General features: G+C 35.8%; 22 protein-coding genes, 3 pseudogenes and 1 riboswitch. Of the genes and pseudogenes, 14 read left to right on the top strand and 11 right to left on the bottom strand.

Features of this window, described 5'->3' with window-relative positions; translation table 11 throughout:
* Nucleotides 1-183: 183 nt before the first annotated feature.
* Nucleotides 184-384: a DUF3896 family protein gene (locus FCJ93_RS14795; RefSeq protein WP_095314675.1), complete on the bottom strand. Its 201-nt coding sequence runs from the start codon at nucleotides 382-384 to the stop codon at nucleotides 184-186.
* A 747-nt stretch (nucleotides 385-1,131) separates the two neighbouring features.
* Here FCJ93_RS14795 and FCJ93_RS14790 point away from each other — a divergent pair.
* Together FCJ93_RS14790 and nspC are read left to right on the top strand one after the other, a co-directional pair.
* Nucleotides 1,132-2,364: a saccharopine dehydrogenase family protein gene (locus FCJ93_RS14790; protein ID WP_137744032.1), complete on the top strand. Its 1,233-nt coding sequence runs from the start codon at nucleotides 1,132-1,134 to the stop codon at nucleotides 2,362-2,364.
* Nucleotides 2,365-2,368: 4 nt separating this feature from the next.
* Nucleotides 2,369-3,496 carry a carboxynorspermidine decarboxylase gene (nspC, locus tag FCJ93_RS14785; protein WP_095314665.1) on the top strand — a complete coding sequence of 376 codons (1,128 nt, stop codon included), beginning with the start codon at nucleotides 2,369-2,371 and terminating at the stop codon, nucleotides 3,494-3,496.
* Between the two features lie 130 nt (nucleotides 3,497-3,626).
* On the opposite strand, the gene FCJ93_RS14780 is transcribed toward nspC, so the two are convergent.
* The 6 genes and pseudogenes from FCJ93_RS14780 to FCJ93_RS14760 all read right to left on the bottom strand — a co-directional run bounded on the left by FCJ93_RS14780 (nucleotide 3,627) and on the right by FCJ93_RS14760 (nucleotide 8,442).
* On the bottom strand, nucleotides 3,627-4,610 hold the full coding sequence (locus FCJ93_RS14780) for a nuclease-related domain-containing protein (RefSeq protein WP_095314666.1): 984 nt from the start codon (nucleotides 4,608-4,610) through the stop codon (nucleotides 3,627-3,629).
* Between the two features lie 368 nt (nucleotides 4,611-4,978).
* Nucleotides 4,979-5,479 (bottom strand): preQ(1) synthase, encoded by a 501-nt coding sequence (gene queF, locus FCJ93_RS14775; RefSeq protein ID WP_137744031.1) that lies wholly within the window; start codon nucleotides 5,477-5,479, stop codon nucleotides 4,979-4,981.
* A 59-nt stretch (nucleotides 5,480-5,538) separates the two neighbouring features.
* Nucleotides 5,539-5,584: riboswitch (PreQ1 riboswitch) on the bottom strand.
* 139 nt (nucleotides 5,585-5,723) lie between these two features.
* Nucleotides 5,724-6,107, bottom strand: a complete 384-nt coding sequence (locus FCJ93_RS14770; RefSeq protein ID WP_137744030.1) for a spore coat protein — start codon at nucleotides 6,105-6,107, stop codon at nucleotides 5,724-5,726.
* Nucleotides 6,108-6,501: 394 nt separating this feature from the next.
* Nucleotides 6,502-7,398, bottom strand: coding sequence for a PucR family transcriptional regulator (locus FCJ93_RS14765; protein WP_170211318.1), 897 nt, complete (start codon nucleotides 7,396-7,398; stop codon nucleotides 6,502-6,504).
* A gap of 76 nt (nucleotides 7,399-7,474) precedes the next feature.
* Nucleotides 7,475-7,618: pseudogene (locus FCJ93_RS25915) on the bottom strand (glycosyltransferase family 2 protein); the annotation flags it as partial.
* 233 nt (nucleotides 7,619-7,851) lie between these two features.
* Nucleotides 7,852-8,442, bottom strand: a complete 591-nt coding sequence (locus FCJ93_RS14760; protein ID WP_095314670.1) for a cell wall hydrolase — start codon at nucleotides 8,440-8,442, stop codon at nucleotides 7,852-7,854.
* Nucleotides 8,443-8,852: 410 nt separating this feature from the next.
* On the opposite strand from FCJ93_RS14760, the gene FCJ93_RS14755 reads away from it, so the two are divergent.
* Nucleotides 8,853-10,994, top strand: coding sequence for a tetratricopeptide repeat protein (locus FCJ93_RS14755; RefSeq protein WP_137744028.1), 2,142 nt, complete (start codon nucleotides 8,853-8,855; stop codon nucleotides 10,992-10,994).
* Nucleotides 10,995-11,117: 123 nt separating this feature from the next.
* Here FCJ93_RS14755 and FCJ93_RS14750 read toward each other — a convergent pair whose 3' ends face one another.
* From FCJ93_RS14750 to ahpC, 3 genes are all read right to left on the bottom strand, one after another.
* Nucleotides 11,118-12,026, bottom strand: a complete 909-nt coding sequence (locus tag FCJ93_RS14750) for a helix-turn-helix domain-containing protein (protein WP_235879497.1) — start codon at nucleotides 12,024-12,026, stop codon at nucleotides 11,118-11,120.
* 30 nt (nucleotides 12,027-12,056) lie between these two features.
* Nucleotides 12,057-12,944: a helix-turn-helix domain-containing protein gene (locus tag FCJ93_RS14745; protein WP_137744027.1), complete on the bottom strand. Its 888-nt coding sequence runs from the start codon at nucleotides 12,942-12,944 to the stop codon at nucleotides 12,057-12,059.
* A gap of 641 nt (nucleotides 12,945-13,585) precedes the next feature.
* On the bottom strand, nucleotides 13,586-14,149 hold the full coding sequence (gene ahpC, locus FCJ93_RS14740; RefSeq protein WP_137744026.1) for an alkyl hydroperoxide reductase subunit C: 564 nt from the start codon (nucleotides 14,147-14,149) through the stop codon (nucleotides 13,586-13,588).
* Nucleotides 14,150-14,671: 522 nt separating this feature from the next.
* On the opposite strand from ahpC, the gene mqo reads away from it, so the two are divergent.
* The 5 genes from mqo (at nucleotide 14,672) to FCJ93_RS14715 (ending at nucleotide 19,633) form a co-directional block, all read left to right on the top strand.
* Nucleotides 14,672-16,246 (top strand): malate dehydrogenase (quinone), encoded by a 1,575-nt coding sequence (mqo, locus tag FCJ93_RS14735; RefSeq protein ID WP_408014801.1) that lies wholly within the window; start codon nucleotides 14,672-14,674, stop codon nucleotides 16,244-16,246.
* 245 nt (nucleotides 16,247-16,491) lie between these two features.
* Nucleotides 16,492-17,136, top strand: a complete 645-nt coding sequence (locus FCJ93_RS14730; protein ID WP_095313432.1) for a hypothetical protein — start codon at nucleotides 16,492-16,494, stop codon at nucleotides 17,134-17,136.
* A 598-nt stretch (nucleotides 17,137-17,734) separates the two neighbouring features.
* The gene (locus tag FCJ93_RS14725) at nucleotides 17,735-18,250 is read left to right on the top strand and encodes a DoxX family protein (RefSeq protein WP_095313430.1); all 516 of its coding nucleotides are present in this window, start codon (nucleotides 17,735-17,737) and stop codon (nucleotides 18,248-18,250) included.
* Between the two features lie 376 nt (nucleotides 18,251-18,626).
* Nucleotides 18,627-18,962, top strand: coding sequence for a PadR family transcriptional regulator (locus FCJ93_RS14720; RefSeq protein WP_137744024.1), 336 nt, complete (start codon nucleotides 18,627-18,629; stop codon nucleotides 18,960-18,962).
* Nucleotides 18,959-19,633, top strand: a complete 675-nt coding sequence (locus FCJ93_RS14715; RefSeq protein ID WP_095313426.1) for a DUF1129 family protein — start codon at nucleotides 18,959-18,961, stop codon at nucleotides 19,631-19,633. The genes FCJ93_RS14720 and FCJ93_RS14715 overlap by 4 nt, the downstream gene beginning before the upstream one ends.
* 97 nt (nucleotides 19,634-19,730) lie before the next feature.
* Here the strand turns inward: FCJ93_RS14715 and FCJ93_RS14710 are convergent, their stop codons facing one another.
* Nucleotides 19,731-20,171, bottom strand: coding sequence for a cell wall hydrolase (locus tag FCJ93_RS14710; protein WP_095313423.1), 441 nt, complete (start codon nucleotides 20,169-20,171; stop codon nucleotides 19,731-19,733).
* 247 nt (nucleotides 20,172-20,418) lie between these two features.
* On the opposite strand from FCJ93_RS14710, the gene FCJ93_RS14705 reads away from it, so the two are divergent.
* From FCJ93_RS14705 to FCJ93_RS14680, 6 genes and pseudogenes are all read left to right on the top strand, one after another.
* A complete protein-coding gene (locus FCJ93_RS14705; RefSeq protein WP_095313421.1) occupies nucleotides 20,419-20,934 on the top strand; it encodes a DoxX family membrane protein in 516 nt (171 codons plus the stop codon).
* Between the two features lie 200 nt (nucleotides 20,935-21,134).
* Nucleotides 21,135-22,565 (top strand): DHA2 family efflux MFS transporter permease subunit, encoded by a 1,431-nt coding sequence (locus FCJ93_RS14700; RefSeq protein WP_095313419.1) that lies wholly within the window; start codon nucleotides 21,135-21,137, stop codon nucleotides 22,563-22,565.
* 159 nt (nucleotides 22,566-22,724) lie between these two features.
* Nucleotides 22,725-23,045, top strand: a pseudogene (locus FCJ93_RS14695) (SDR family NAD(P)-dependent oxidoreductase); the annotation flags it as partial.
* A 307-nt stretch (nucleotides 23,046-23,352) separates the two neighbouring features.
* Nucleotides 23,353-23,625, top strand: a pseudogene (locus tag FCJ93_RS14690) (pentapeptide repeat-containing protein); the annotation flags it as partial.
* A gap of 177 nt (nucleotides 23,626-23,802) precedes the next feature.
* On the top strand, nucleotides 23,803-24,402 hold the full coding sequence (locus tag FCJ93_RS14685; protein ID WP_268951594.1) for a CD3073 family putative ECF transporter S component: 600 nt from the start codon (nucleotides 23,803-23,805) through the stop codon (nucleotides 24,400-24,402).
* Complete coding sequence (locus FCJ93_RS14680; protein WP_095313413.1) at nucleotides 24,392-24,859, top strand: CD3072 family TudS-related putative desulfidase; 468 nt, start codon at nucleotides 24,392-24,394, stop codon at nucleotides 24,857-24,859. Before FCJ93_RS14685 ends, FCJ93_RS14680 begins: the two co-directional genes overlap by 11 nt.
* The last annotated feature ends 120 nt before the right edge of the window (nucleotides 24,860-24,979 follow it).

Raw genomic sequence — 24,979 nt, 5'->3', positions numbered from 1 at the left:
CTTAATTTTATCAGAAGAGGTCCTTATTTTTATACAAAAATGAATCAAAGCCAGTGAAATTTTACGTGTCGTAAAATTTCACTGGCTTTTTCATTTTAGAGATGGGTTTTGTCCCACCCTCAAGTTTAGAGAAGGCACGAAACCTCTTAGGGGGTAATTTATAGTTTTTTTCGGGGTAAGCTATTATTCGTTATCGCTCGCCCCTTCAATGAGGGTTCCTCGTTTATAATGGTTCATTTCAGTCAATTCAATGATATATTCGTAGTTATCAATCGCATTTTGAATTTCAATTTTTTGTTCACTTAGTAAATTTGGATCCTTTAATTTATCCACTAGGTGATGCTTTTTTTCCTCTAATGTTTGTTTGATTTCATGATAGTTCACCATAAACACCCCTTTTAGACTTAGCGATAAGTAAGCGCTTTCTATATCTAGTATATAAAAATATTTCCGAAAGTAATCAGAATAAGTATTAACAATTTGTGAAACATTTCCACTTCGTCTGTATTTAAGGCAATGTTGCGTTATGTTCAGAGCACTGATTGTGTCCTTTGATTAATATATCTTAGTGGGCATAGTAATGGGAGCATAAAGAAGTGGCGCAAGATTAATTTCAACATTTTTTAAATTTTTTCTAGCATTTTTAGATGATTGTTGTTAATATAGTGAATGAATTATTAATGGAAAGCAGATAGTCAATATCAGGGTCTTTCCAAGCAGATAATTTTGACCACTTTTTCTATTTGAAAAAGTTAAGGCATCGGTTCGCCGGGTCAAATGCCGGTTGGCAACTTAGTTGCCTTATTGATTGAGTTAAAAGCTCAAATTTTATAAGTTGGTTACTTTACAACCAGTGTGCGGATGCATATCAACTTGTGAAACGGTCAATAAGAGTGGTAAAAGTAATTATTTGCTATATAGACTCTGAACCTATTGATATATTTAAATATTTAAAAGCTCTCCATTCATGATCAGTTAAATACATACTATTTTCATGTCTTTTATCAGCTTTTTAAATATTTATGTTTATATCTCAAGCAAGTGATACGCAAGCTTTTGCGTTCTTTCACTTGCTTTTTTATTTGTTCTTTGGCCGTGAGCAAAAAATCTTATGGAAAAGGGGAATGAAAAATGGGAAAAGCTCTTATTATTGGTTGTGGTGGAGTGGCATCAGTTGCCATCCATAAATGTGTACAAAACAGTGAGATATTCGAAGAAATCTGTATTGCTAGCCGGACAAAGTCAAAATGCGATGATTTAAAGGCAAAATTAGATGGTGGTAAGACAAAAATTACAACTGCGCAGGTTGATGCCAATAACGTTGAAGAACTCATTGCTTTGATCGAAGAAGTAAAGCCTGACATCGTGATGAACTTAGCATTACCTTACCAGGATTTAACAATTATGGACGCTTGTCTTGCAACAAAAACACATTATTTAGATACGGCAAACTATGAGCCTGAAGATACAGCAAAATTTGAATACAAATGGCAATGGGATTATAAAGAGCGTTTCGAAAAAGCTGGCATCACAGCTTTGCTTGGAAGTGGCTTTGATCCAGGTGTAACAGGTGTGTTCACTGCACATGCCTTAAAGCACCATTTCGATGAAATAGAGTATATTGATATTCTTGACTGCAATGCAGGTGACCACGGATATCCATTTGCAACAAACTTCAACCCTGAAATCAATATTCGTGAGGTTTCAGCCAACGGCAGATATTGGGAAAATGGTGAGTGGATTGAAACAAAGCCGATGGAAATAAAGCGCGTTTATGATTTCCCTGAAATTGGTGAAAAGGATATGTATTTACTTTATCATGAAGAGCTTGAGTCTCTCGCAAAAAATGTCCCAGGACTTAAGCGTATTCGCTTTTTCATGACATTTGGGCAAAGTTATTTGACCCATTTAAAAGCTCTTGAAAATGTCGGTATGACTTCAATTGAACCAATTGAATTCGAGGGAAAGCAAATCATCCCGTTACAATTTTTAAAAGCTGTCCTGCCTGATCCAGCTTCCCTTGGACCTCGTACAAAAGGGAAAACAAATATTGGTTGTATTTTCCGTGGTAAAAAAGATGGCAAAGAGAAAACCTATTATGTTTATAATGTTTGTGATCATGAAGCTTGTTACGCAGAGGTGGGCTCTCAAGCAGTTTCTTACACGACAGGAGTGCCTGCAATGATCGGAGCAATGATGATCATGACTGGAAAATGGAATAAACCTGGTGTTTATAATATTGAGGAATTTGATCCAGATCCATTTATGGAAGCATTAAACAAATGGGGACTTCCATGGCAAGAGGATTTTAACCCAGTGCTTGTTGATACGGATGATACTGCAAAATTACCGGAGCTCGTCTGATAGTATGCGTTTTGAACAATTGCCGACACCAAGTTATGTAGTGGATGAAGCTCTTTTAGAAAAAAACCTGCAAATTTTAAAAGGGGTCATGGAAAGGACTGGAGCGAAGATTATTCTCGCACAAAAAGCATTTTCCATGTATTCTATGTATCCGCTTATTGGACAGTATTTAAGTGGAACTGCAGCAAGTGGTTTGTATGAAGCGAAGCTCGGATACGAAGAGATGGGCAAGGAGAACCATGTCTTCTCCCCAGCTTATCGAGAAGAAGAAATGGACGAGATTATTTCTTATTGTGATCACATAATTTTCAACTCCTTTTCACAGGTAGAAAAATACCGTGATAGAGTGTTAAAAGCTGGGAAGAAGCTTGGTCTTCGCATTAATCCTGAGTGTTCTACTCAAGTGGGGCATGAAATTTATAATCCTTGTGCGATCGGCTCTCGATTTGGTGTGACGATAGAGCATTTTCGTCCAGAGCAATTGGAGGGGATTTCCGGGTTCCATTTTCATACCCTGTGCCAGCAAAATTCAGATGATCTGGCAACGACTCTTGATGCAGTTGAAGAAAAGTTTGGTCCTTGGCTTTCACAACTCGAATGGATTAATTTCGGCGGTGGCCATCATATTACCCGCGAAGACTACAATATCCCATTGCTGGAAGATTGCATTAGAAGAATGCAGAACAAATACGGCTTGAAAGTATATCTTGAACCTGGAGAAGCAGTGGCGCTCAATGCCGGATTTTTAATTACAACTGTACTAGATACAATGAAAAACGGGATGGATATTGCTATTGTTGATACATCCGCATCTTGCCATATGCCGGATGTGTTAGAAATGCCTTATCGTCCGCCTCTTCTTGGTTCTGGTGAGGCAGGCGAGAAAGCCTACACATACCGTCTCGGAGGGCCAACATGTCTATCTGGAGATAATATTGGCGATTATTCATTTGATGAGCCACTAAAAGCTGGAGACCGACTTGTTTTCGGTGACATGGCTATTTATTCAATGGTTAAAAATACGACCTTTAATGGAATGGCATTGCCTTCTATTGCCATTCGTGATAAAAATGGTGATTGCCATGTTTTACACAAGTTTGGATATGAAGATTTTAAAATGAGATTAACATAATTGGAGGGACCACTTTTGTGAGTGGTCCTTTTTGATGATTTCCGGAATTATGGGGTACAGTTCCGGAATTATTGTCATTTTTCCGGAAATACGTCTGATTTTTCCGGAATTAAGCGGAAAAATTCCGGAATTAATTCCGATTTTTCCAGAATTCATCTTCGTTCAAATAGTACACACGATTTTTTGTACCTCCTGAATGGGGCAGTTGAAGCTTTTTTAGCAAATAGTTGGCTGCATCAGGACATGTAACGTTGAAAAAATGCCTAAATTCCTGATTTGTAATCATAGGGCTAATAAGTAATGCGTAATCTTTTAGCGATTCTGCATGGGCATCTTTCTTTTTTATTTGACACTGCTGGCATATCCAGCTTCCATGATTATAAACCATGCCAACATGTCCGCATTCTGGACATTTTACTCCGGTCAAAATGTCTTCGTGTGTCAATCCATATTTTTGTATTGGATCAAAAGTCTCGGGAGTATGTTGCTTCACCAGTAATTTCGATAATTTGCGTATTTTTTTAACATCGTATACTTCTTTCTGAAATTTTCGTTCGATCTCTTGAATGTTATTTAACAATCGATGCCCATGAACAACTTTAGTAAGAGCATGTCTATTTTGAGGGTTCGTTTTAACAATAGTTGAAGGGTTGCCAATGACGACGAAATACTCGATGGGAAGAGGACAGCGCCAAGTGTGGAATAAATTTTGAAGCTGGTGCTGATGCCATTTTACTTGAGAAAGAGGATCTTGAAAGCCTTCTTCTTTGTCGTTGACTGTACGGATTAACTGATGGAAAGATTGATCGAAAAAGAGAGTACCGAAGAAATTTTTGCATTCGAGGATGAGGGCGAAGCGGGTTGTGAGGAGTAAATAATCCATTTGAAAATAATGACCATTACTTGGAAGCCGTAATGAGTGAAAAATATAATAGTTTTTTTCAGGAAGAAAATCCAAATAATAGGATACAGCTTTTTCCCCTTTATAGCCAGCTAAAAGTAGTGTCAAATCTCTTTCTATTTCTGATTGTTTCGGGTGATTATCAACAAGTCTCTTTAACAATACTTCAAGAACGCTTATTTTAACCGGTTTTGAAAGTTCTTTTACATACAATCATCTCACTCCTTTTTAAACGTATTTTAACATAAAGCCTTGCTGAATAAAATTGGCAATCGGTCGGTTGTGGCTTCATTAACTCCGATAAAAAAGCGTCGATTTAGAACTATGTGAAAGCATTTCTTAATATGGTCTAATGGTGGGGCGGCATGACAGCCTTGCTATACTGTCATCTTCTTGGCTCAAAAGTCAGAGGATCCATGTCAAGTTATTACGAACTACCACTAAATTCAATTTTTAAAATTACACAACTGAAAGACGCCTGAATACGAAATGAGCCAAAAATCGTTTAAAGAACGATGTTGTTTAACAAAAGCCATTGAATAAAAAAGGCCTTGATTTTACATCAAGACCTCATTCGCAACTTAACGATTATCAATTTTCTCCGGATATAAATCATGGTTCATCAAGCGGAAGTTGGCGATTTCTTCGTATTTCGTTCCAGGCTTTCCATAGTTGCACCATGGATCAATAGAGATTCCTCCACGTGGAGTGAATTTCCCCCAAACTTCAATATAACGGGGATCAAGTAATTTAATTAAGTCATTCATAATGATGTTGACGCAATCTTCATGAAAATCCCCATGGTTCCTGAAGCTAAATAAATAGAGCTTTAATGATTTGCTCTCGACAATTTTTTTATCAGGAATATAGCTTATATACATCGTTGCAAAATCCGGCTGTGATGTGATAGGGCATAGGCTTGTAAATTCGGGACAGTTGAATTTCACAAAATAATCCCGTTCAGAATGAAGATTATCAACTGATTCTAATACTTCTGGTGCATAGTTAAATGAGTAGTTTGTATGCTGATTTCCGAGTAACGTTAAGTCATCTAAACCTTGTTCTTTATTTCGACCTGACATTATAAAATCCTCCTAATAAAAAATAAAACCATGTCCAATATGGACATGGAAAGTATCATGTATCCATAGTTTTTTATAGAGGGTGAAGCTATGAACCTCTTATGGTCATGATTCCACTTCATATATTATAAAACTGTTGCGCATACGTCAATCTTCAAGTCTAAATGGTTTGTAAGTATCCCTTTAATCAGAAGACCCACCAATTTAAGGTGGGTCCTCTAGATTAGGAGTGTTTTGCTAATTCTTAACGCCCAAATCCTGGTTTACGGAATCCAGGCGAACCAGGAGCAGGCATATTTGGAGCAAATGCACCAGCTACTTGGCCAGGAGCAGGCATGTTAGGAGCAAATGCACCAGCTACTTGACCGGGCATTGGTCCAGGACCAGGCATGAAAGCTCCAGCAACACTAGGTCCTTGCCCCATATTCATGTTTGTAGATGTTACTTGATTTACTGCAGATTGAGTATGAGGAAAATAATGTTGGTTCTGAATATTAGTATGATTTACGTGTGTTGTGTGAGATGGATGAATATGCGGTTGTACAACGTTATTAAAAGAATGTGTTGTGCAACATTTAGTTGGGTGTACAATCGCAGGTAATACTTGAGATGGTTGTTTACAATGCATGATTTATTCCCCTTTCATTTAATGATTCACTAATACAATATGAAAGGAGTGATGAGTTTGTATTAATTCAAACACCTATTTTTAGGGAAAAGCCATGCCTCAAGGAATGAAACTGTTAACTATTTTTAATAAATATGTTAATTAGAAGCTCATGATTCATAGGTTATAAGTAATCCCCACTTGCTAAAGAAGGAATTTATGAGTCGAACTGAAAATAAGCAGGAAGGTAAGAAAAGTTATTCGTTCGTTTATCTGCTTTCCAAAATATACAGAAAATAGGATAGTCTAAATCAAACAATATCTACATTAACGTGATATGCAATAGTATAATTTTCATATGTCTTACAAAAAATCAATACTTAAAAATTATGTTCAATATGACGGTGTCCATCCCTTAATCATCTTGGCTAAAGAGCAAGCAGGCAAAATAGACTGTTGATACCTGATGATAGTCTTTTAAGTTAATCCCCGTTTTTTCCGTAAAGCGTTCAATTCGATATTGGAGAGTATTGCGATGAATGTACATTTTTTTTGCTGTGAGTGAAACGTTGAAGCTGCACTCGATAAAAATCCGAATCGTTTTTAGAAGCTCACGATCTTCATTGAAAAGGGAGAAGTTTGCCAAAAGATGTTGTTTGAGCTCGTGCGACATTTGTTCAACTAAGATAAAAGGAAAGACTTTTTCAAAATTGAAAATTCGCTCAGAAGGAAGGGCATGAAGTCCTTCTTTGAACCATTTTCGTTCTTGTAAGAAATGGTTTGGAAGAGTAGCATCGACCTCGTGAGGTTTTCCGACATAAATGGACATTCGGATAAATAAATCAGATTCCAAATTGGAAAGCAGCGAGCTTAAATTGCTTTTCGTCGAACTATGCTCTCCTAGCTTTTCGAGGATCACTCCTTCTAGTTCATCTACCCACACGATGAAAATATTTGCAATAAAGAAGTTTTTCAATGCAGATTCTACATCTTCCTTTTCCCAGTCCATTTTCTTCATCTTAAAATGGATCAGTCGTATCGGTTCGTTACTTGTTTGATAGGGTAGTTCTCCATTTGAAAATAAAAAATCATACCAGCTTTGCTGTAGAGTAGTGCGTGAACTAGGATCATATAAATGATACAACGTTTTTAAGATGGTTAATTCTTTATGAGCTAGCTCATTTTTTGGAATTCCTAACCAGTCGCTTTCAGTATCAGAATAAAACCAGTAATAATGCTCATATTTACGGAAATCAGGAGTAGTAGAGGACAAGAGTGATTGAGCATATAAATGGTGCAGCTTTTTTAACATGAACATTCTCCTCATATAAAACTAATCAATCCTATCATATCATAGGGAAGAAGAGATGGTTATGCGAAATATCATTCATTCTTGTCTGCATATTGGCTTTTTCATTGATTTTTTTAATAGCCGACGGTCCCTACAGCATTTGCCGTTCCTCCGCAGTTTCAATGAGAAAGCGAAGTGCTTGAGGCTCAGGCTGGTTATCCGCATCGTAAACGCACACATAATCCGATTGTGTCATTCAAGAACGTTCGATTTCCCACTCGGTGTCTGCGGTCGTGATGACCTTTGGAAGGAAAGCTTTTTAGTCGATTCAGAAACGTTTAAATGGTACAATTTAAACAAATAAAGTGGGGTATGTAGATAGTATAAACGCGCTTTATATTCTTGATGTTGGTAGTTTTCGTCAAAAAAAGACGCCTCATCATTTTACGACGAACCGTCTTTTTCAATATAAATTTAGATTGCGAAAACATGGTTGCCTATCTTTTTAACAATTTGACGCGAACGAATCCAATCATCTGTTGCAATTTCTGGATTGTAAAAATAGAGCGCATTATTTAAACGGTCTGGGCTCTTTAATGCCTCTTCAACCGCTTGAGTCGCTTCTTCTGATGCTTGTTTATTAATTTCTCCATTCTGAACAGGAGAAAAAGCATAAGCATTGCCAACCTTTTCATAAATGACATTCGTGATGCTGTTCGGAAATTGATTTGAATCGACTCGATTTAGTACAACTGTAGCGACAGCAACCTTTCCTTCAAACGATTCACCCTTTGCTTCAGCTTCAACTAAACGAGCCAGCAAGTCTTTTTCCTTTGATGAAATCTTATATCCGGGTGTCTCTTTTAATATCCCTTCATTAATTGGTTTATCAGGGTTTTCTATAGCTGAAAAGGGAATGTCATTTTGAATGTCCGAATTTCCCTCGTTTGATATTTCTAATTTGTTTTCATCCTGTTCCTGAGCAAAAGTGATGCCACTCTGTATCGATAGAAATACTAAAGTAGCAACACTTGTTGTTACTAGTCTTTTTATAATTGTATTCATGCTGCTACCTCCTTGTTGTTTGCAATGGAATAACCTTAACATAATCCGTCCTGCTTTTTTAAGAACAAAGTAGTGACATTTGTTCTTAATTTGATAAAAAAAGTTTCAAATTCAATAGAAATATGACAAATGACCCGACATATAGTCATAAAAGAGCCAATATTTATAAAGGGGAGGTAGAAAGTTCCAGAATCGTAAAGGTTGTACCATGATAAGTGTTTTTGGCAATTAACTTTTTTGGGAAAAGAGCAGATCGTCCCATAGTCTTTTAAGAAACGATGCGCAAGATTGCTACTTTTCTCATATAGTCCTTTGCTAAATTATCATGGTAGAGTAAGGAATAGTGAAAAAACGTCGATGGTAAAGCTAAGATCGACTTCGCTTTAAAAATACATTCTTCGGAGGATGCTATGAATTTAGAAGAAATGTTAAAAAACAGACAATACTTTGAACAATTTCTAAGTGAAGATAAATATGAAAATTCAATGGAAGTTTTAGGTGGGCTTTTTGCCGAAGAACAAAGAAAAGATGAGGCTGACCTATCGAATATCCGTTATGCACAAGGTGAGCTTTATTATCATTATAAGGATTTTGAGGCAGCTATATATAAATGGGAATATGTTAATAACGAATTGAGCTCATGGGCAAAAAAGAATATGGCGGATGCATATGTTCAATTAGGCTATTATTCAGAGGGTGAAAAGCTTTATACGTCCATTGTGACAGATTCCCTTGTCTTAAACTCCGAAATTGGTTTGCATTTATTTTCTTTATATACAAAAATTAGAAATCTAGAGAAGGCAGACCATATTATAAAATGGGTCGTTTCGATTAATCCAGATTATCCTAAAGTAACGGAAACAGCTCGAAGATTTTATGAGGAAAATCAAGATTGGAAAAGTGCAGTTGAGCTAGCTGTTCAAGAGGGAATAAGATTAAAGTCAGTACAGTGGTTTTCAATCTTAAAATCCTATGTAGTAGAAGGGTATACAAAAGAATTACCACCTGAATATTTTAAAGAAAGCTTAATGATTTTAAAGGACTTTAGCCAAGCGCATTTTGAACAATTACTTTCCTCTTTATGGAAGAGGTATGAGGAAGATGGCAAACTCTTAGATTGGGTGCAAAGTTTGAATCAACTGTTTAACGAAATGGAAGCGGGTGAACAGGAGCGCTGGCAGGAAACGAAGCAGCTCTTTCGCGAGGTATTCTTTACTTTAATAAACGGTAAGTTTTTAATTAAAGATATCGAAAATCTGATCCCAGATTTATTTAAAAATTGGGTAAGAATCGTTGATTTAGAAGATGCTCCTCTTGTAAATGGTGGAATCTTAGCATGGAATGATTATTTTCCAACAACATTGGATAGGGAAGTAGTTGAAAGTGCGGAAGCTTTTATAAGTCGTGAGCCTGTTTCAATAAGGTCTATGGAAGAGAGTATACAGCTTTTGTTTGATATTATTAATTGGGGGGAGGATGAATCGATTAATATGTCCGAACTCCTTAAATGGGATGGAAAAACAGTAAAAATTGAAAATGATGATGATATCAAACTGTTTTTACAGGAATTTAATGAAGTGGAACGCTATGAAGTCATGTTGCAATTAATTAGAAAGTTGCTGGATCTGTTATTAGAAAAGAAAGAAGAGCAGAAGAAGCAGCTACAAACCAATATTAATTGGCATAAGGAAATCCTTTCAAAATTAAACGGGGCAGTACATCAGCTTGATGATTTAAAATTTGCAAAGAATAAAGTAATCAAGAAATCTTTTGCGCTGAATAAAGAGGATATTAAAAATAGTATTGAGTCAAAGATCCCAGAAATTTTAAAGAGTTGCTCTGACTTGGTGACTGAAAATAGTGATTTCAAAAAAATACATGTTGAAATTAATGAGGCCATGAATGAGCGAGTTCAGCAATATTTATACGAAACAGTGCAGCCATTGTTTCAGAAGAAGTTTCAAGGATGGGTAAAAAAATCGGAATTAGAGTTTATTGAAAGCAAGAAATTTTTGGATGAGATGTCAGATGGGTTGAACCAATTGCTAGGGGAAGATCGATTGCAGATGGAATGTGATTTTCAAGTCCTTAATGATTGGAAGCGTGATATGGAACGCATGACTAGTTTTATCTCCTATGAAAAAGAAAATTTCTTTTTACGGTTTAGCCCAACACAATTTTTACTAAAGAGTGCTGGTAAACTATTAGGTGGTTTATCACAAAATAAAGGATTTTTAGCAGGACAATACAAAAAACATATTGAACATGAAGATTTCACTGAAGTAACAAAATTGATTACAAAGAGATTTTTGCAGCAGCTTGATATTTTTGAGCGTTCTTTAGATCGTGACATTTCCATGTTTTTCAGCAATCCAATCCACGCTTTGCAAAATACGGTCGAGCAGTTAGAGAGAGATAAAGAACTGTATGAAAAAGAACTGCAATCTTTCAAATCCAATCCGGAAACATTTTATGATCCGATGATTTTGTTCCAGATTAGACACCGTCAATTTGAATGGCTGAATACGGGAAGCTTTGTGAAAAATGAATAGCCCGAATAAAAAGGATAGACACTGAGGAATTCTTACCTCTTTGTCTATCCTTTTTAACCATCGCCCTTCGATAAGCAAGGCGCAGGCTTATTCGATTATTCACGAGGAAAAGCTCCCTTTTATTCATTCTCGCAGGAATTCCTGTGCGGATCCATTCTTAATTTTTTCCCCTAATAGTGCTGCCTGATTTTCTTTGACACTTTCTAATAAAAAAGTATTATTTTGAATTTCGAATATATGAATTGATTGCTCGAATGATTTTCGAGCTTCTTCGCAATTTCCTAATCTTGCAAGGTTTACACCGCGTTGATAAAGGAACTCGCCTAATATTGATAAAATTTCAGCTTGATTGCAAATCTTTATTCCCTTTTCACAATAGTGTAATGACTCTTCATAATTCTCAATATCTGTAAGCAATTGGGCTAACCCAAATAGGAGTTTAAGTTCAATTAAATGATTTGTTATTTTAGGGATTTCGCATAATTTTTTTAGCGCCTTCCGAAACAGTTGTTCGGACTCTTCAAAGAAACCTGTTTCTCGCTTGATTACGGCAATACTGTTAAGGATTTCCATTTCTTGTTCTGTGTAGTAGCGTTTATTATTCGTTATGTGAAGAGCCTCATCCAACATCTCAAAGGCTAACTTTGAATTATTTTTCACATAATGAATGCAAATGGCTTCATGCCACAAAATAAATTGTAAATTTTCTTTCTCTTGATAGTATGGATGTTTTTTTTCAGAAAGGATCGTGAAATATAAATTTTCATAATCTCTATTCCGTACTAGTTGACGAATATATTTCTTACTATTGCTAATATACTCGATTTTGTAGGATTCTTGCATTTCAAAAAAATAATTCATATCCACGCCTAACTTAGTGGAGATTTGATTTAGCAGCATTGCTGATGGGGTATAATTATTTTTTTCAATATTTGAAATCTGGGCTTGGTTACATATACCAGAAGCCAGCTCTTTTTGACTTAATCCCATTTTTTGTCTAAGTTCCCTTATTGCTTGACCAAGACTAAACATTTTCAAATCTACACCTCTTACTTCAAAAATCTAATGACTTTTCCCTATTAGTTCAGCTTCATTTTCTTTAACTAGCTTAACATAAAACGAGTTGTCCTGGAGTTGGAAAATCAGACATGCTTTATTAAATGCTTTCTTTGCTTCAGATATCTTGCCAAGCTTAGCATAATTTTCTCCCAATTGATATTGGAGATGCCCTAATAAATAAAGGGTCTCTAATTCATTACAGAGCTTAATTCCAGCTATACAGGCAGAGAGAGATTCCTCAAACCTATCGGTATCCGTATATAGCTGTGCTAATCCGAACAATCTTCTTAACTCAATTGTATTATCCGATAACTGCGGAATGTACTTCAGAAGTTCAGAAGCTTTTTGGAAATTGGCCTCTGATTCTTCATACATCTTTAATTCTTTTTGTAGAACTGCAAGGCTATTTATAATTTGTATATCAATTTCTTTAAAAAATTCTTCTTTTTCGTAAGGGTTAATTTGAAGTCCTTTTTTTAATAGGTCAACCGCTTCGGAGGATTTATTTTGTACGTAATGAAGACAAATCGCTTCATGCCATATTAGAAATTTTAGATTTTCTCCATCCTGAAAAAGGGGATTTTTTTTTGTTTTTAAGATTAGTTTTTGCAGCTCTGCGTATTTTTTTTGCTTTTTTAAATTCCAAACTTTACTTTTGAACTCTTTTATAAATTCAATTTTGTGAGATTGCTGAATTTCAAAAAAATAGTTCATATCAACACCAAGTTTTTTAGAAATTTCATTTAGTATCAGTGCTGAAGGAATTTCGATATTTTTTTCGATTTTACTAATTTGGGCCTGAGAGCATATGCCAGAAGCTAGTTCCTTTTGACTAAAACCGGCTCTTTTGCGTATATTTCTCAGAGATTCTCCAAAAGGTAAAAACTCCATCGTACCTCTCCTTTCACAAGCTTAGTAAACCTCCAATTTTATATCATGTTACACATAGTATATTAAAATAGTACTAGTTATGGAAGGGAAATCATGAAAGAAAGAGAGAATAGTGAAGAATGTACTATGTTTAAGGTCCTGTTATATAATTTGGTGGTTAAAACGCTCCAACTTAGTATCTGGATTTGACAAATGCTCGATTACTTTTGAAAAATCATTGGCTATGTAGACAATTGTTCTATAATTTTTATTTTTTTTTGACATCATTTCAATTCATTTACCTTCCTGCTTGTCAACAGCAATGATGGTAATTCGAGGTTCAGTTCATCAATTCTTTTTTCAAAGGGCGGGCATCTGAAGCAAGGTTCTCTTGAGGTTGTAGAAGATGGAGAAGGAACGCAAATCATGATCAAGAAAATATCGCAGAATGGAAAGATGTTTATTAATCATATAATCAGTATTCTATAAATTATTTCAGGGAGACATTAATCCTCTCCATCTTGTTAGCTACGAATTAAATAGTCAGCGGGATACTTGGTCATCTCCAGCACTCACTTTAAGAAGAATGTCACCCTTCATCATCTGAAGATATTGAGCTAATTGTGCTTTAATATCTGCTTCTAATAACATGATATTACTCCTTAAATTTTCCCTACAAGATCAAGACTTGGCTTCAGTGTTTCTCCGCCTTCTTGCCATTTTGCCGGGCAAACCTCGCCTGGATTGTTGCGTACATATTGGGCCGCTTTAATTTTGTTTACCAATGTGCTTGCATCACGTCCGATGCCGTCAGCGTTGATCTCAACAGCTTGAACAATGCCATCTGGATCAATGATGAAAGTGCCGCGTTGAGCAAGTCCTGCTTCTTCATCCAAAACTTCAAAGTTACGAGAGAGTTTTTGTGAGGGGTCACCAATCATAATATACTCAATTTTGCTAATTGCTTCTGAATGATCATGCCAAGCTTTATGTGTGAAATGAGTATCTGTAGAAACGGAGTATACTTCAACTCCAAGCTCCTTTAATGTAGCATATTCATTTTGCAGATCTTCAAGCTCAGTTGGGCAAACAAATGTGAAATCTGCAGGGTAAAAACAAACAACACTCCATTTCCCTTTGAAATTTTCATCACTTACAGTGATAAAATCTCCATTGTGATACGCTTGTGCTGTGAATGGTAATACTTTTTTTCCGATTAAAGACATTTTTCATTTTCCTCCTTATATGGTATTAAAAATTTAATAAAAATATATAACCAGACATTGAATAATTTTGGTTAAAGTCGCTCTAACTCAAGTTGCTGTTTTGCACCATCTAACATATGTCAAACTTTGCGGTATCACTAATTCCCTTAGGGTAAACCTCAAATAACGACTAATTAAATGATTAGTGGCGCTCAATATTTCAAGAATGATAAAGAGAGACATTTACATTCTCGACTTTTTCACTTGAAATCATACTTCCGCAATAAAAATTTGATTCTAGTTATTGATATTTTTCTAGGCTAATAATTCGATCCTTGTTTTACATTAAGCAATTGTAAATTTTTAGGAAAAAATATGTAAACGCTTTAATTTAAGTCTTCCATTTCTACGAATTATCAAGTATTATTAGGTTTTACTTATACTTATAGTAAATAAATATTTTAATCTATCAAAAATTCTGATAAACTATCATTAAATAATAATAAATCCAGAGTCGAGGTAAGTCTAAGTACTGTGCTTATCATTCTTTCTGCGAATTATAGGAGTCCGATAAACATGAGCTACGGGGAAACAAGAACAGAGATTATCTTAATTGGTGCTGGAATTATGAGTGCTACGCTCGGAACCATTTTAAAAGAATTAGCGCCAGATTGGAACATTACAGTGTTTGAAAAGCTTGCTTCTGCAGGTGAAGAAAGTTCTAACGAGTGGAATAATGCTGGGACTGGTCATGCGGCACTTTGTGAATTAAACTACACAGTTGAAAAGCCAGATGGAACAATTGATATTAGCAAGGCCATTAATATTAATGAACAGTTTAGAGTTTCTATGCAGTTTTGGTCATATCTAGTTAAGAAGGGGTTGATCAAAAATCCACAAAATTTTATTCGGGCGTTACCGCATATGAGCCTTGTGCAAGGAGAAGAAAATGTTTCTTTTTTACAAAAACGTTTTGAAGCGCTATCAAACCACCCGCTTTTTCAAGGAATGGAATTTTCCGATGATCCCAATAAGTTAAAAGAATGGATACCGCTCATTATGCAAGAGCGCGAATTGAATGTCCCGATAGCAGCAACGAAAATCGATTCAGGTACGGACGTAAACTTTGGGGCTTTAACTCGGATGCTGTTTCAACATTTAAAGGAACAAAATGTACAGATTAACTATAATCATTGTGTTAAAGATATTAATCGCACGGATGATGGCGAGTGGGAATTAAAAGTAAAAAATGAAGAAAACGGCCTGACTGAAAGACATACAGCGAAATTTGTCTTTATCGGTGGCGGGGGAGGTAGTCTTCACCTCCTGCAAAAATCAGGTATTCCTGAAGGAAAGCATATTGGCGGATTTCCTGTAAGCGGATTATTTATGGTTTGTAATAATCCGGAAGTGGTTGAAAAGCATCATGCAAAGGTTTATGGCAAGGCAAAGGTTGGAGCACCACCAATGTCTGTTCCACATCTTGATACACGATTCATTAACAATAAAAAGTCATTATTATTCGGACCTTTTGCAGGGTTTTCGCCGAAATTTCTGAAAACAGGCTCTAAGTTGGATTTAATCACTTCCTTAAAAGTCCATAATCTGTTAACCATGCTTGCAGCAGGGGTAAAAGAAATCCCATTAACGAAGTATTTAATCCAACAGGTACTGTTATCAAAAGAACAACGAATGGAAGAGCTTCGTGAATTCATCCCGACTGCCAAATCGGAGGATTGGGATTTAATCGTTGCTGGCCAACGAGTTCAAGTAATTAAGGATACTGAAACGGGAGGCAAAGGAACTTTGCAATTTGGAACGGAAGTGATCAACGCCGAAGATGGTTCAATTGCGGCATTGCTAGGTGCCTCTCCAGGTGCTTCGACTGCAGTTCATGTTATGCTCGAGGTTATTGAGAAATGCTTTCCTGATTATAAAGAAAAATGGAACGAAAAAATTACAGAAATGATTCCATCGTATGGGAAATCACTTGTGGAAGATCAAGCATTGTTGCAAGCAGTTCACACGAATACTTCCGAAACGCTTGGCTTATTGGAAAAGAAGGAAACGCAAAAAATAAAAGTAACAATTGAAGAGCGACAATTGCTAGAAGTGTAATGGCCATAATCATTTTGAAAGGGTAAAGACAGGAAATAAATGATAAATTTCCTGTCTTTTTTGTGAATATGATGGCTATTTTGACCAATTTATCTTGAAGATTTCTATGAAATAGTTTATTTTTGAAATAACATTTTATGCATTTTAAATTGTTAGTGTTAAATGCAGGAAGCTCTAGAAATAGTTGAGCAGCTACAATTGGAAAATAGCTTTAGAATTTGTTTGGGTAAGCCTTGGAGGAATATATGGAAAAGTTTTTAAATGAGATTCGCAGACCAATAAAAATATCACAATCAAGACAATTGTTATACTCTGTCTTAATATTTATTGCAGGAGTTGTTTTAGGATTAGTCTCCAAAGTTCTTGATGAAACTGCAAGTAATTTATTACCTTACTTTCTTGAAGTGTTAGATTTACGGAATTTTTTTTCGCGTATGGGAATTTGGCTTTTCCTTGCCATACTAATATCTGTGTATAGCAAAACACCTGTTAGGTCCGGAATAAATGTTTTTTTGTTTTTTGCAGGCTTGGTAAGTAGCTACTATCTATATACTATTATGATCGCTGGATTTTTCCCTAAATCATATATGACAATTTGGATAATCATGACTATTATTTCGCCATTATTCGCTTATGTATGCTGGTATGCAAAAGGTAAGGGAATAATGGCTACTTCAATTTCTGCAATAATAATCATGTTCATTTCTAGACAGGCATTTGGGATTGGAAATTGGTATATTTATATCAAGGATACTCTAGAATTGATACTTTGGATTTCCACAATATTTATATTGTATCAGACTCCAAAACAAATCATTAAGGTGGTTATAATAGGGATGATTCTATTCTTTCTTACCGCTAAAATCAGTTTTTTCTGGGGAATGCTGTAGATTTATATCTCCGTATTTTCCTTATTTTAATATAGGTATTAATTAACAGGTTCGTCAGTTGAGCACGAAATAAGGATACTAAAATTAATAGGTCTCATAAAACTTATCAGGATATAAAAAGTCTCCTTTCCTTATTTACTAGTCAAATCACTTAAAGCTAAATTGTTTCTCCATTTATCTTTAAACTCCTTAAAGTTCTCTTATATAGTATCTGCATTCATGGCCTCAATCACTATATTGATTCACGAATATTTTCAACTTTTTTCATTACAACTTTCAATTCCATTAATTGTAAATTACTTAGATCAGTTGTATTCAATTGCTTGCTGAAGCTATTTTTCTTATGAAGTGGCGTCAAAGGAAAGACATATTCTAACAATCTGTTTCATAATTGTCGGTCTAATAAAAATCTTAAATATGAAATTGTAAGAAGTAAAAATAGCTTAGTTTAGATGTTCAAAAATTTGTCATAGTTTTGTTTCAACATTGTGAACTATTACACAATATTATGTTTTTGTTGGATTAGACATGTTAATCTTTTCACAGGAAAGAAATTATTATATATTCATCATTTATACCTTAGTAAGGAGAGATTATTATGTTTGGTAAATTATTAAGAGAAAACAACATTGTTGCAGGGATTTTAACAGTGGTCCGCATATATTTAGGTTGGGCCTGGATGTCAGCGGGCTGGGGAAAACTAACTGGCGGTTTTGATGCAAGTGGGTTTTTAAATGGTGCAGTTGCAAACCCTGTAATGGGTCCAGATGGAACAGCAGTTTATAGCGGTTGGGTAACATTCCTTGAAAGTTTCGCCCTTCCAAATGCAGGATTATTTAATTTCATAATTCCAATGGGTGAATTCCTCGTAGGCTTAGGACTTATTCTTGGCTGTTTAACAACAGCAGCTGCATTTTTTGCGCTTGTTATGAATTTCTCATTTATGTTATCTGGGACAGTATCTCATAATCCTACAGACATTATTATGGGCGTATTTATTGCAGCTGCTGGCTACAATGCTGGCAAATACGGTTTAGATCGCTACGTATTACCATATCTTCGTAAATTAACAGGGAAAGGCAAGAACGAAGCAGGGCAAACTATTTCAGCTTAAAATAGAGAGAAGGCAGTGGGGATAACCTCACTGCTTTTTCATCTCAACACCAACATATCTTTGCAGTGAGAGATTCACTGAGACGAATTTTTGCTTATACCTTATCATATTTGTTTCTCCAATTTTCTATAATTTTTCTTATTGTTTCCAGATGGTGCATGAACTTGATCAAACGACAGATTTAAACGAAATGAAAGCAATTTTAGTGGCATTTAAAAGATATCTTGACAAAAAAATTGCAACGATGCTACACTGAAAATGACTATTATGTATTGCAAGTTAGTTTTTTTTTGAAAAGCTATTATGTTTTACCAAATAGCTTTATTTAATACCATGCTATCTTGCATTACAAACTAGCAAGGAAAGGATGATGCCAATGTCAATAAGAAGCCAGTTGTTAAAAGGGATATTAGATGGATGTGTATTGGCAGTGATAGAGAAAGAGCCTGTGTACGGTTACGAGCTTTCGCAAAAATTATTTCAGATTGGCTTAGCAGATGTTAGTGAAGGGACAATCTATCCGATCTTATTAAGGCTTCAAAAAAACCGCTTAATTAGAGGAGAAATGCAGCCTTCTGAATCCGGTCCAAATCGCAAATATTATTTTTTGACGGAAGAAGGGAAAAAGGCATTGCAACTAATAACCGAAGAATGGACTCAATTATCAAAACCAGTCAATGAATTGCTGATAGGGGGAGGAAGCCAGTTATGAATGTTAAAGCTTTGGTTGAAGAGAACAATCGCAAAAGAGAATTATTAACTCCAGAAAATGAAGCATATTATAGTGATTTATTAATTTATATCCGACTTAAGTTCAGACTTTCCGAATTGCATACAGAAGAAATATTAATGGAATTACTTGATCATCTACTTGAAGGGCAGCAGATAGGAAAAACAGGAAAAGATATATTTGGTGATGACTTAAAAGGGTATGCAGATGAAATTATCGAGCAGCTTCCAAAATCTAAGAAACGAGAACTGTTCCCGTTCATTAGTGGGATTGTTGCCAATATTGTTGGTTGGCTGCTTATAATTAGAGGTTTTCTTTTCTTAGTATTGTCCCCGTTCACAGCAGTTAATTCAACTGTATATCCGGTTACTGTTATCGTGATTGCATTCGTCATTGCCACATTTGTGATTGTGACGATAATATATATTTTAAAGTTGATTGAGGGCACTTTGTTTAAGGAAAAACAAAGCAAATGGAAAGAGATAATGAAAGCTGGTCTCATTGGAGCCATCGGTATGGCTTTGATCTTATTAACAGTCAAGTTTCTGCCCAAAATCGGTCCTTCTTTTGAATTCTCATGGTGGGCATCTTTGCTCACTGGCGCAGTAATTTTGGCAAGTATTTATGTACGTAAGCAGATGAATAAGGATTAAAGGAATGCTGCCCGTAAACAACGGGCAGTTCATCTTGGAAAGAAAACTATAATTAAAGTATTTGCAGAAGGTAAAAGTCGCTGCCGCTGGCGATTTTTTACCATGCATATACACTATCACATGTATTTGCCTGTGGTTCATAATAGCAATGTTGTTTGAATTGTCCTGCAAATGGCTGATCATACCATGTAGGTGGACAGGGAGCATACGGATTAAAGTACCATAATGCATACTTGGAAGGATGTTCTCTCCAAAATTCTAAAGTTTGTTTCGCTAATTTCTTTTCAACAGCACGTGCAGGATTATAAAAAACATTTCCTTTCTGTACAGCTTCGAAGGAATAATTTCCTCCTTGAACATGGAAAATAACATGTGAAATCGTTCTTAAATCTTTAAAGTCTAAACAATTCGCTTTAAGTCGATTGACGATAACATTGCCAACCATAAGCATTCCGAGTCGACCTTCCCCTTCAGCCTCAGCCCGCATCATTCTTGCCACTAAGGCTACATCGCTTTCCGTATATTTCACCCTCGCCACAGTCATCACCTCTACATAAAGTGTATGAGAGAAAACAACAAAAATGTTATCGATATATGCAAGTTAGAAGAAAAAAGATAAGTTTTCCTACACATTAAATTATTGATGAACCATGTTCAAAAGTCTGCCATAACTTTGTATCAAATTTGTGAATAAAATCACAATATAATGTATTTCTTAGTTTTTAATGCTAATCTTTAAGTAGAAAGAAAATAATATTAGCAAGTTGCATAAGGGGAGATTTATTATGATTGGTAAATTATTAAGGGAGAACAATATTGTTGCAGTTATTTTAACGGTCGTGCGTATTTATCTTGGTTGGGCATGGATGACAGCAGGATGGGGCAAAATTACAGGAGGATTTGATGCAAGTGGCTTTTTAAAGGGAGCAGTTGCCAACCCTGTTACGGGACCGGATGGTTCAGCAGTGTATAGTGGTTGGGTAACATTTTTGGACAGCTTTGCCGTTCCAAATGCAGGTTTATTTAGCACTCTCGTTGCCTGGGGAGAATTATTAGTTGGTTTAGGTTTGATACTTGGCTGTTTAACAACAGCAGCAGCATTTTTTGCCCTCGTGATGAATTTCTCATTCATGCTTTCCGGCACTGTATCTCATAACCCAACAGACATCATCATGGGAGTATTTATTGCAGCAGCAGGCTATAATGCTGGTAAATACGGATTAGATCGCTACGTATTGCCATACCTCCGTAAAGTAATGAATAAAGATAAGCATGAAGCAAGTCATACAATTTCTACATGATTTGAAATATAACCAATCCAACAGCAGGAACTGTTCCTGCTGTTTTTTGTTTTTAATCCATTTTTTGTTTTTGCTGTTACAAAATGTCTGTAAACAAAGCTGCTCTTAAATTTCATTAAATTGGAAACAAACTAATAGAATATTGGTACCGAATCATGTATTCTTTATAAAGTAATCTAAAGCAAGAGGGAAGGTATGTTATGCAAAATTTAAATTTCAACAGAAGAACAATTGTTATCTTGTTACTTGCAGGGTCGTTTATTGCTATATTAAATCAAACATTAATGATTACAGCAATTCCGCCGATTATGGAAGAGATGGGAATTACAGCTAATACCGCGCAATGGCTAACAACTGTCTTTATGCTAGTTAACGGCATTATGATTCCAATTAGTGCGTTTTTATTAGAGCGTTTTTCGACTAGACAGCTATTTATAACAGCGATGAGCGTATTTGCAGTGGGCACATTTGTCGCAGCTATTGCCCCGAATTTTCCAATGCTATTAGTCGGTCGCGTCATTCAATCCACTGGTGCTGGCGTAATGCTACCCTTGATGCAAACGGTATTTTTAATGATTTTTCCTGTCAACAAACGTGGAGCAGCAATGGGGCTGATTGGACTGGTAATCTCATTTGCACCGGCAATTGGGCCGGCGTTATCCGGTTATGTAACGGAACATTATTCGTGGCGGGTGCTATTTTATATTATTTTGCCTATCGCAATTATTGATATCATTATCGCGTTTTTCGCTCTAAAAAATGTTACAGAAGTGCAAAAGCCAAAGCTTGATATTCCATCAATCATTTTTTCATCTTTCGGTTTTGGTGGCTTGCTATATGGATTTACATCGGCAGGTAATAATGGCTGGTTTACAATGATCACGATATTATCTCTGACTATAGGAGTAGTGTCACTTGTCATTTTTATTTACCGGCAATTAAAGCTAAAGCATCCGATGCTCGAGTTCCGTGTCTTTACATATTCGATTTTCCCATTTGCTGTAGCAATTGGAATGATTGCTTTCATGGGGCTGATAGGAGTCGAAACACTCATACCGCTTTATATGCAAAATATGCGTGATTTCAGCGCCTTTGAAGCGGGCCTGACATTGCTACCAGGGGCAGTAATAACTGGATTGATGTCTCCGGTTTCGGGAAGAATTTTTGATAAATTTGGTGCCAAGAAACTTGTGATGGTAGGTTTGATTATTTTAACGATTTCTTCATTTGCTTTTATTCGTTTAGATACATCGACAACAATAACATATTTAACGATTATGTACAGCATTCGAATGTTTGGCTTATCAATGGTCTTGATGCCTATTGCAACAGCAGGCTTAAATCAATTGCCTAAACGATTAATCCCTCATGGAACAGCAATGGATAACACGATGCGACAAATTGCTGCTTCTGTCGGAACAGCAATACTTGTCACAGTTATGACGACATCAGAAAGGTCGGCAGCTAGCAGAGAAATTATAAATCCTGACATATATGGGGCTAATGTAGCATTCATTGTTGTGGCGCTCCTCACACTTAGTGGGCTGATTATTTCTTTTTTCATTAAAGATAAAAGCAGTTCACAGGAAGAGCTGGATAGAGATAAAAAACTAATGAGAGAAAAGCAGTAAGGGAGAGCAAAGTACTTGCACTTGTTAAAATAATGAAAGGATAGTTTTCTAGCATTTTAAAACAGCTAGAATTTTTATAAGAGTCTAGTAGGTTATTAACTGCTTTTTCTTGCTCCTTCCGGTAAAAATAAGTAAAGATCTGTTTCTATAAAAGAAATTTCCATTAACGGGCTAGTTGGAGGTGCAGTAGGTTATACCGATACAAAATTTGCTGTCCGCGGGATGACAAAAGCAGCATCTCTTCAATTGGCTCCATTGGGAATTAGAGTAAATTCGGTGCATCCTGGAATAATTGAAACAACAATGGTAACAGAAGGTGATGCCGTTGAGATGATTAAAGAATATGCGAAACAGGTTCCGCTTGCCCGAATGGCTCAACCTAGGGAAGTGACAAGTCTCGTGTTGTACTTGGCTTCTGATGAATCAAGCTATTCCACTGGAGCTGAATATGTTGTTGATGGTGGATTAACAGCTATGTGAAGCTAGCGGACGTTTTAACAAAACAAAGAGAATTCTGCGTTGTGAGTAATTTTGCTTCTAGAAGTATCTATGTATGAATAAGAATCTGTCCTTCTTAGTGTGGGCAGATTTTTTGTTTTAAGGTCAGTATATATTTAAAAATAAGTAGTAAATTTGCTGCTAGGGAATAATGGCTAAATCAAACTGATCCTGGTTCATTGTTACTATTAAAGCGTTTTAAGATTCGCTTCCCTTGCAATTTAAGATTAAGATAATAAGGAAGAGCCCTTTAAAAATAAGATTTTGTCAATGTCAGTGTTGATTTGGCTCATTTGCTGATTCGAAACTGGAAAAGACCATCTATCAAAATAGTTCGCTTAAAGGGATTGATTTCTTTAACTGCAAATTTAAAAATGTGGAATTTCATGAGTGTCAATTAGAAGGAGCTAATTTTAGTGAAACTTCATTAAAAGGGGTTGATATCAGTACCTCGACATTTGAGCAGTTAATTATTGATATGAAGGATATGAGAGGTTGTAAAGTCTCAACTTATCAGGCATTACAATTTGCGAGTTTACTCGGGTTAATTATTAAAGACTAAATGTCTGATTGGAATTGCAACGTATATTATACGTAAAAATGTAATATAAATTTGTTAACTATCGATTGAAATAATTGCTTAAACCATTTTCACAAGTTTCGAATAGATTTCTTCAATTAATACATATCGTTCATATCGATTTAAACTATCCTTACGTTCTCCGATTGATGATATATTTTGAATAGGAGGAGAAGAGATATGAACAAAAGAAAACCATTGATTTTAACTTATGGAGCAATGTGTATTACATTAAATGTTGTGCTAGGAACCGTCGTAAGTGGATTGAAAATACCATTATTGTTTCTAGACACAATAGGTACAGTATTGATGGCAGTTTTATATGGTCCATGGTGGGGAGCACTTGTTGGTTTGTTAACCAATCTTGTATTAGGTGTAACCTCATCACCATCGGCGATATTTTTCGGAATTGTTAATATTGCCGTCGCACTTGTCGTTGGCTTTATGGCAAGGAAATTTAATTTCATGAAGTGGTATGTTGCATTAATAACTGGAATGATATTAGCAATTATTGCACCGTTGATTGGCACTCCCATTTCAGTTGCTGTCTTCGGTGGTCTGAATGGCAGCGGAATGGATGTCATCGTTTTATGGCTAAGAGCTTCAGGGGAAAGCGTATTTGCTTCAACATTCATATCAAGAGTTACCGGAAACTTCCTTGATAAAATTGCCACATGTCTGCTCGTTATGTTTATTGTTTCAAAACTCCCTTATCTATTAAAAGTCTATCATATTGGAGCGAATAAACATGCAGCGTAGCAAGAAAATATTGCTATCTTCCCATTGTATTTTAAATCAAAACACAGTCATTGATGATGAAGCAAGAGCACTTGGTGCGATTCCTTCTGCTTTACGATGGATTGAAAAAAAAGGAGTAGGTGTCCTGCAGCTCCCATGCCCGGAATTTACTTTTCTAGGCTTAGACAGACCATCGATGACATATGAAGAATACAATAATGAAGAATATCGCACTCATTGTCGAAAAATATTACTGCCTATTATTGAACAATTGAAAGAATATACATGTGCGGGATATGAAATCGTCGGTTCACTCGCTATACAAAGCAGCCCTTCCTGTGATCCAACGCGTGGTGTGTATATGGAGGAGTTACATAGGCTTTTAAAAAAGCACAACATTCATCTTCAAACACAATGGTATCTACCTAACGATGAAATTCCTGTTTTCGACGGCGAAAAACATTATTTGCGAACATAAATCGATTTCGTTCCCTCTGAACTGTAAAACAAAGCAGGAAGGAGGGACGTTCTATTTTTCATAAGATCATACAATGTTAAGGAGGCCTTACCTATCACTTCAAAGTAGAAGGAACTTACA

The organism is Robertmurraya siralis (assembly GCF_005502275.1).
Lineage (GTDB): Bacteria > Bacillota > Bacilli > Bacillales > Cytobacillaceae > Robertmurraya > Robertmurraya siralis.
This window is presented reverse-complemented; position numbering and strand designations above follow the sequence as displayed.

What these genes read in the sequence shown, in the direction of transcription:
- FCJ93_RS14790 (WP_137744032.1), top strand. Translation starts at nt 1,132, where the DNA reads ATGGGAAAAGCTCTTATTATTGGTTGTGGTGGAGTGGCATCAGTTGCC.
- nspC (WP_095314665.1), top strand. Translation starts at nt 2,369, where the DNA reads ATGCGTTTTGAACAATTGCCGACACCAAGTTATGTAGTGGATGAAGCT.
- queF (WP_137744031.1), bottom strand. Translation starts at nt 5,479, where the DNA reads ATGTCAGGTCGAAATAAAGAACAAGGTTTAGATGACTTAACGTTACTC.
- FCJ93_RS14770 (WP_137744030.1), bottom strand. Translation starts at nt 6,107, where the DNA reads ATGCATTGTAAACAACCATCTCAAGTATTACCTGCGATTGTACACCCA.
- FCJ93_RS14765 (WP_170211318.1), bottom strand. Translation starts at nt 7,398, where the DNA reads ATGTTAAAAAAGCTGCACCATTTATATGCTCAATCACTCTTGTCCTCT.
- FCJ93_RS14760 (WP_095314670.1), bottom strand. Translation starts at nt 8,442, where the DNA reads ATGAATACAATTATAAAAAGACTAGTAACAACAAGTGTTGCTACTTTA.
- FCJ93_RS14755 (WP_137744028.1), top strand. Translation starts at nt 8,853, where the DNA reads ATGAATTTAGAAGAAATGTTAAAAAACAGACAATACTTTGAACAATTT.
- FCJ93_RS14750 (WP_235879497.1), bottom strand. Translation starts at nt 12,026, where the DNA reads ATGTTTAGTCTTGGTCAAGCAATAAGGGAACTTAGACAAAAAATGGGA.
- FCJ93_RS14745 (WP_137744027.1), bottom strand. Translation starts at nt 12,944, where the DNA reads ATGGAGTTTTTACCTTTTGGAGAATCTCTGAGAAATATACGCAAAAGA.
- ahpC (WP_137744026.1), bottom strand. Translation starts at nt 14,149, where the DNA reads ATGTCTTTAATCGGAAAAAAAGTATTACCATTCACAGCACAAGCGTAT.
- FCJ93_RS14730 (WP_095313432.1), top strand. Translation starts at nt 16,492, where the DNA reads ATGGAAAAGTTTTTAAATGAGATTCGCAGACCAATAAAAATATCACAA.
- FCJ93_RS14725 (WP_095313430.1), top strand. Translation starts at nt 17,735, where the DNA reads ATGTTTGGTAAATTATTAAGAGAAAACAACATTGTTGCAGGGATTTTA.
- FCJ93_RS14720 (WP_137744024.1), top strand. Translation starts at nt 18,627, where the DNA reads ATGTCAATAAGAAGCCAGTTGTTAAAAGGGATATTAGATGGATGTGTA.
- FCJ93_RS14715 (WP_095313426.1), top strand. Translation starts at nt 18,959, where the DNA reads ATGAATGTTAAAGCTTTGGTTGAAGAGAACAATCGCAAAAGAGAATTA.
- FCJ93_RS14705 (WP_095313421.1), top strand. Translation starts at nt 20,419, where the DNA reads ATGATTGGTAAATTATTAAGGGAGAACAATATTGTTGCAGTTATTTTA.
- FCJ93_RS14700 (WP_095313419.1), top strand. Translation starts at nt 21,135, where the DNA reads ATGCAAAATTTAAATTTCAACAGAAGAACAATTGTTATCTTGTTACTT.
- FCJ93_RS14680 (WP_095313413.1), top strand. Translation starts at nt 24,392, where the DNA reads ATGCAGCGTAGCAAGAAAATATTGCTATCTTCCCATTGTATTTTAAAT.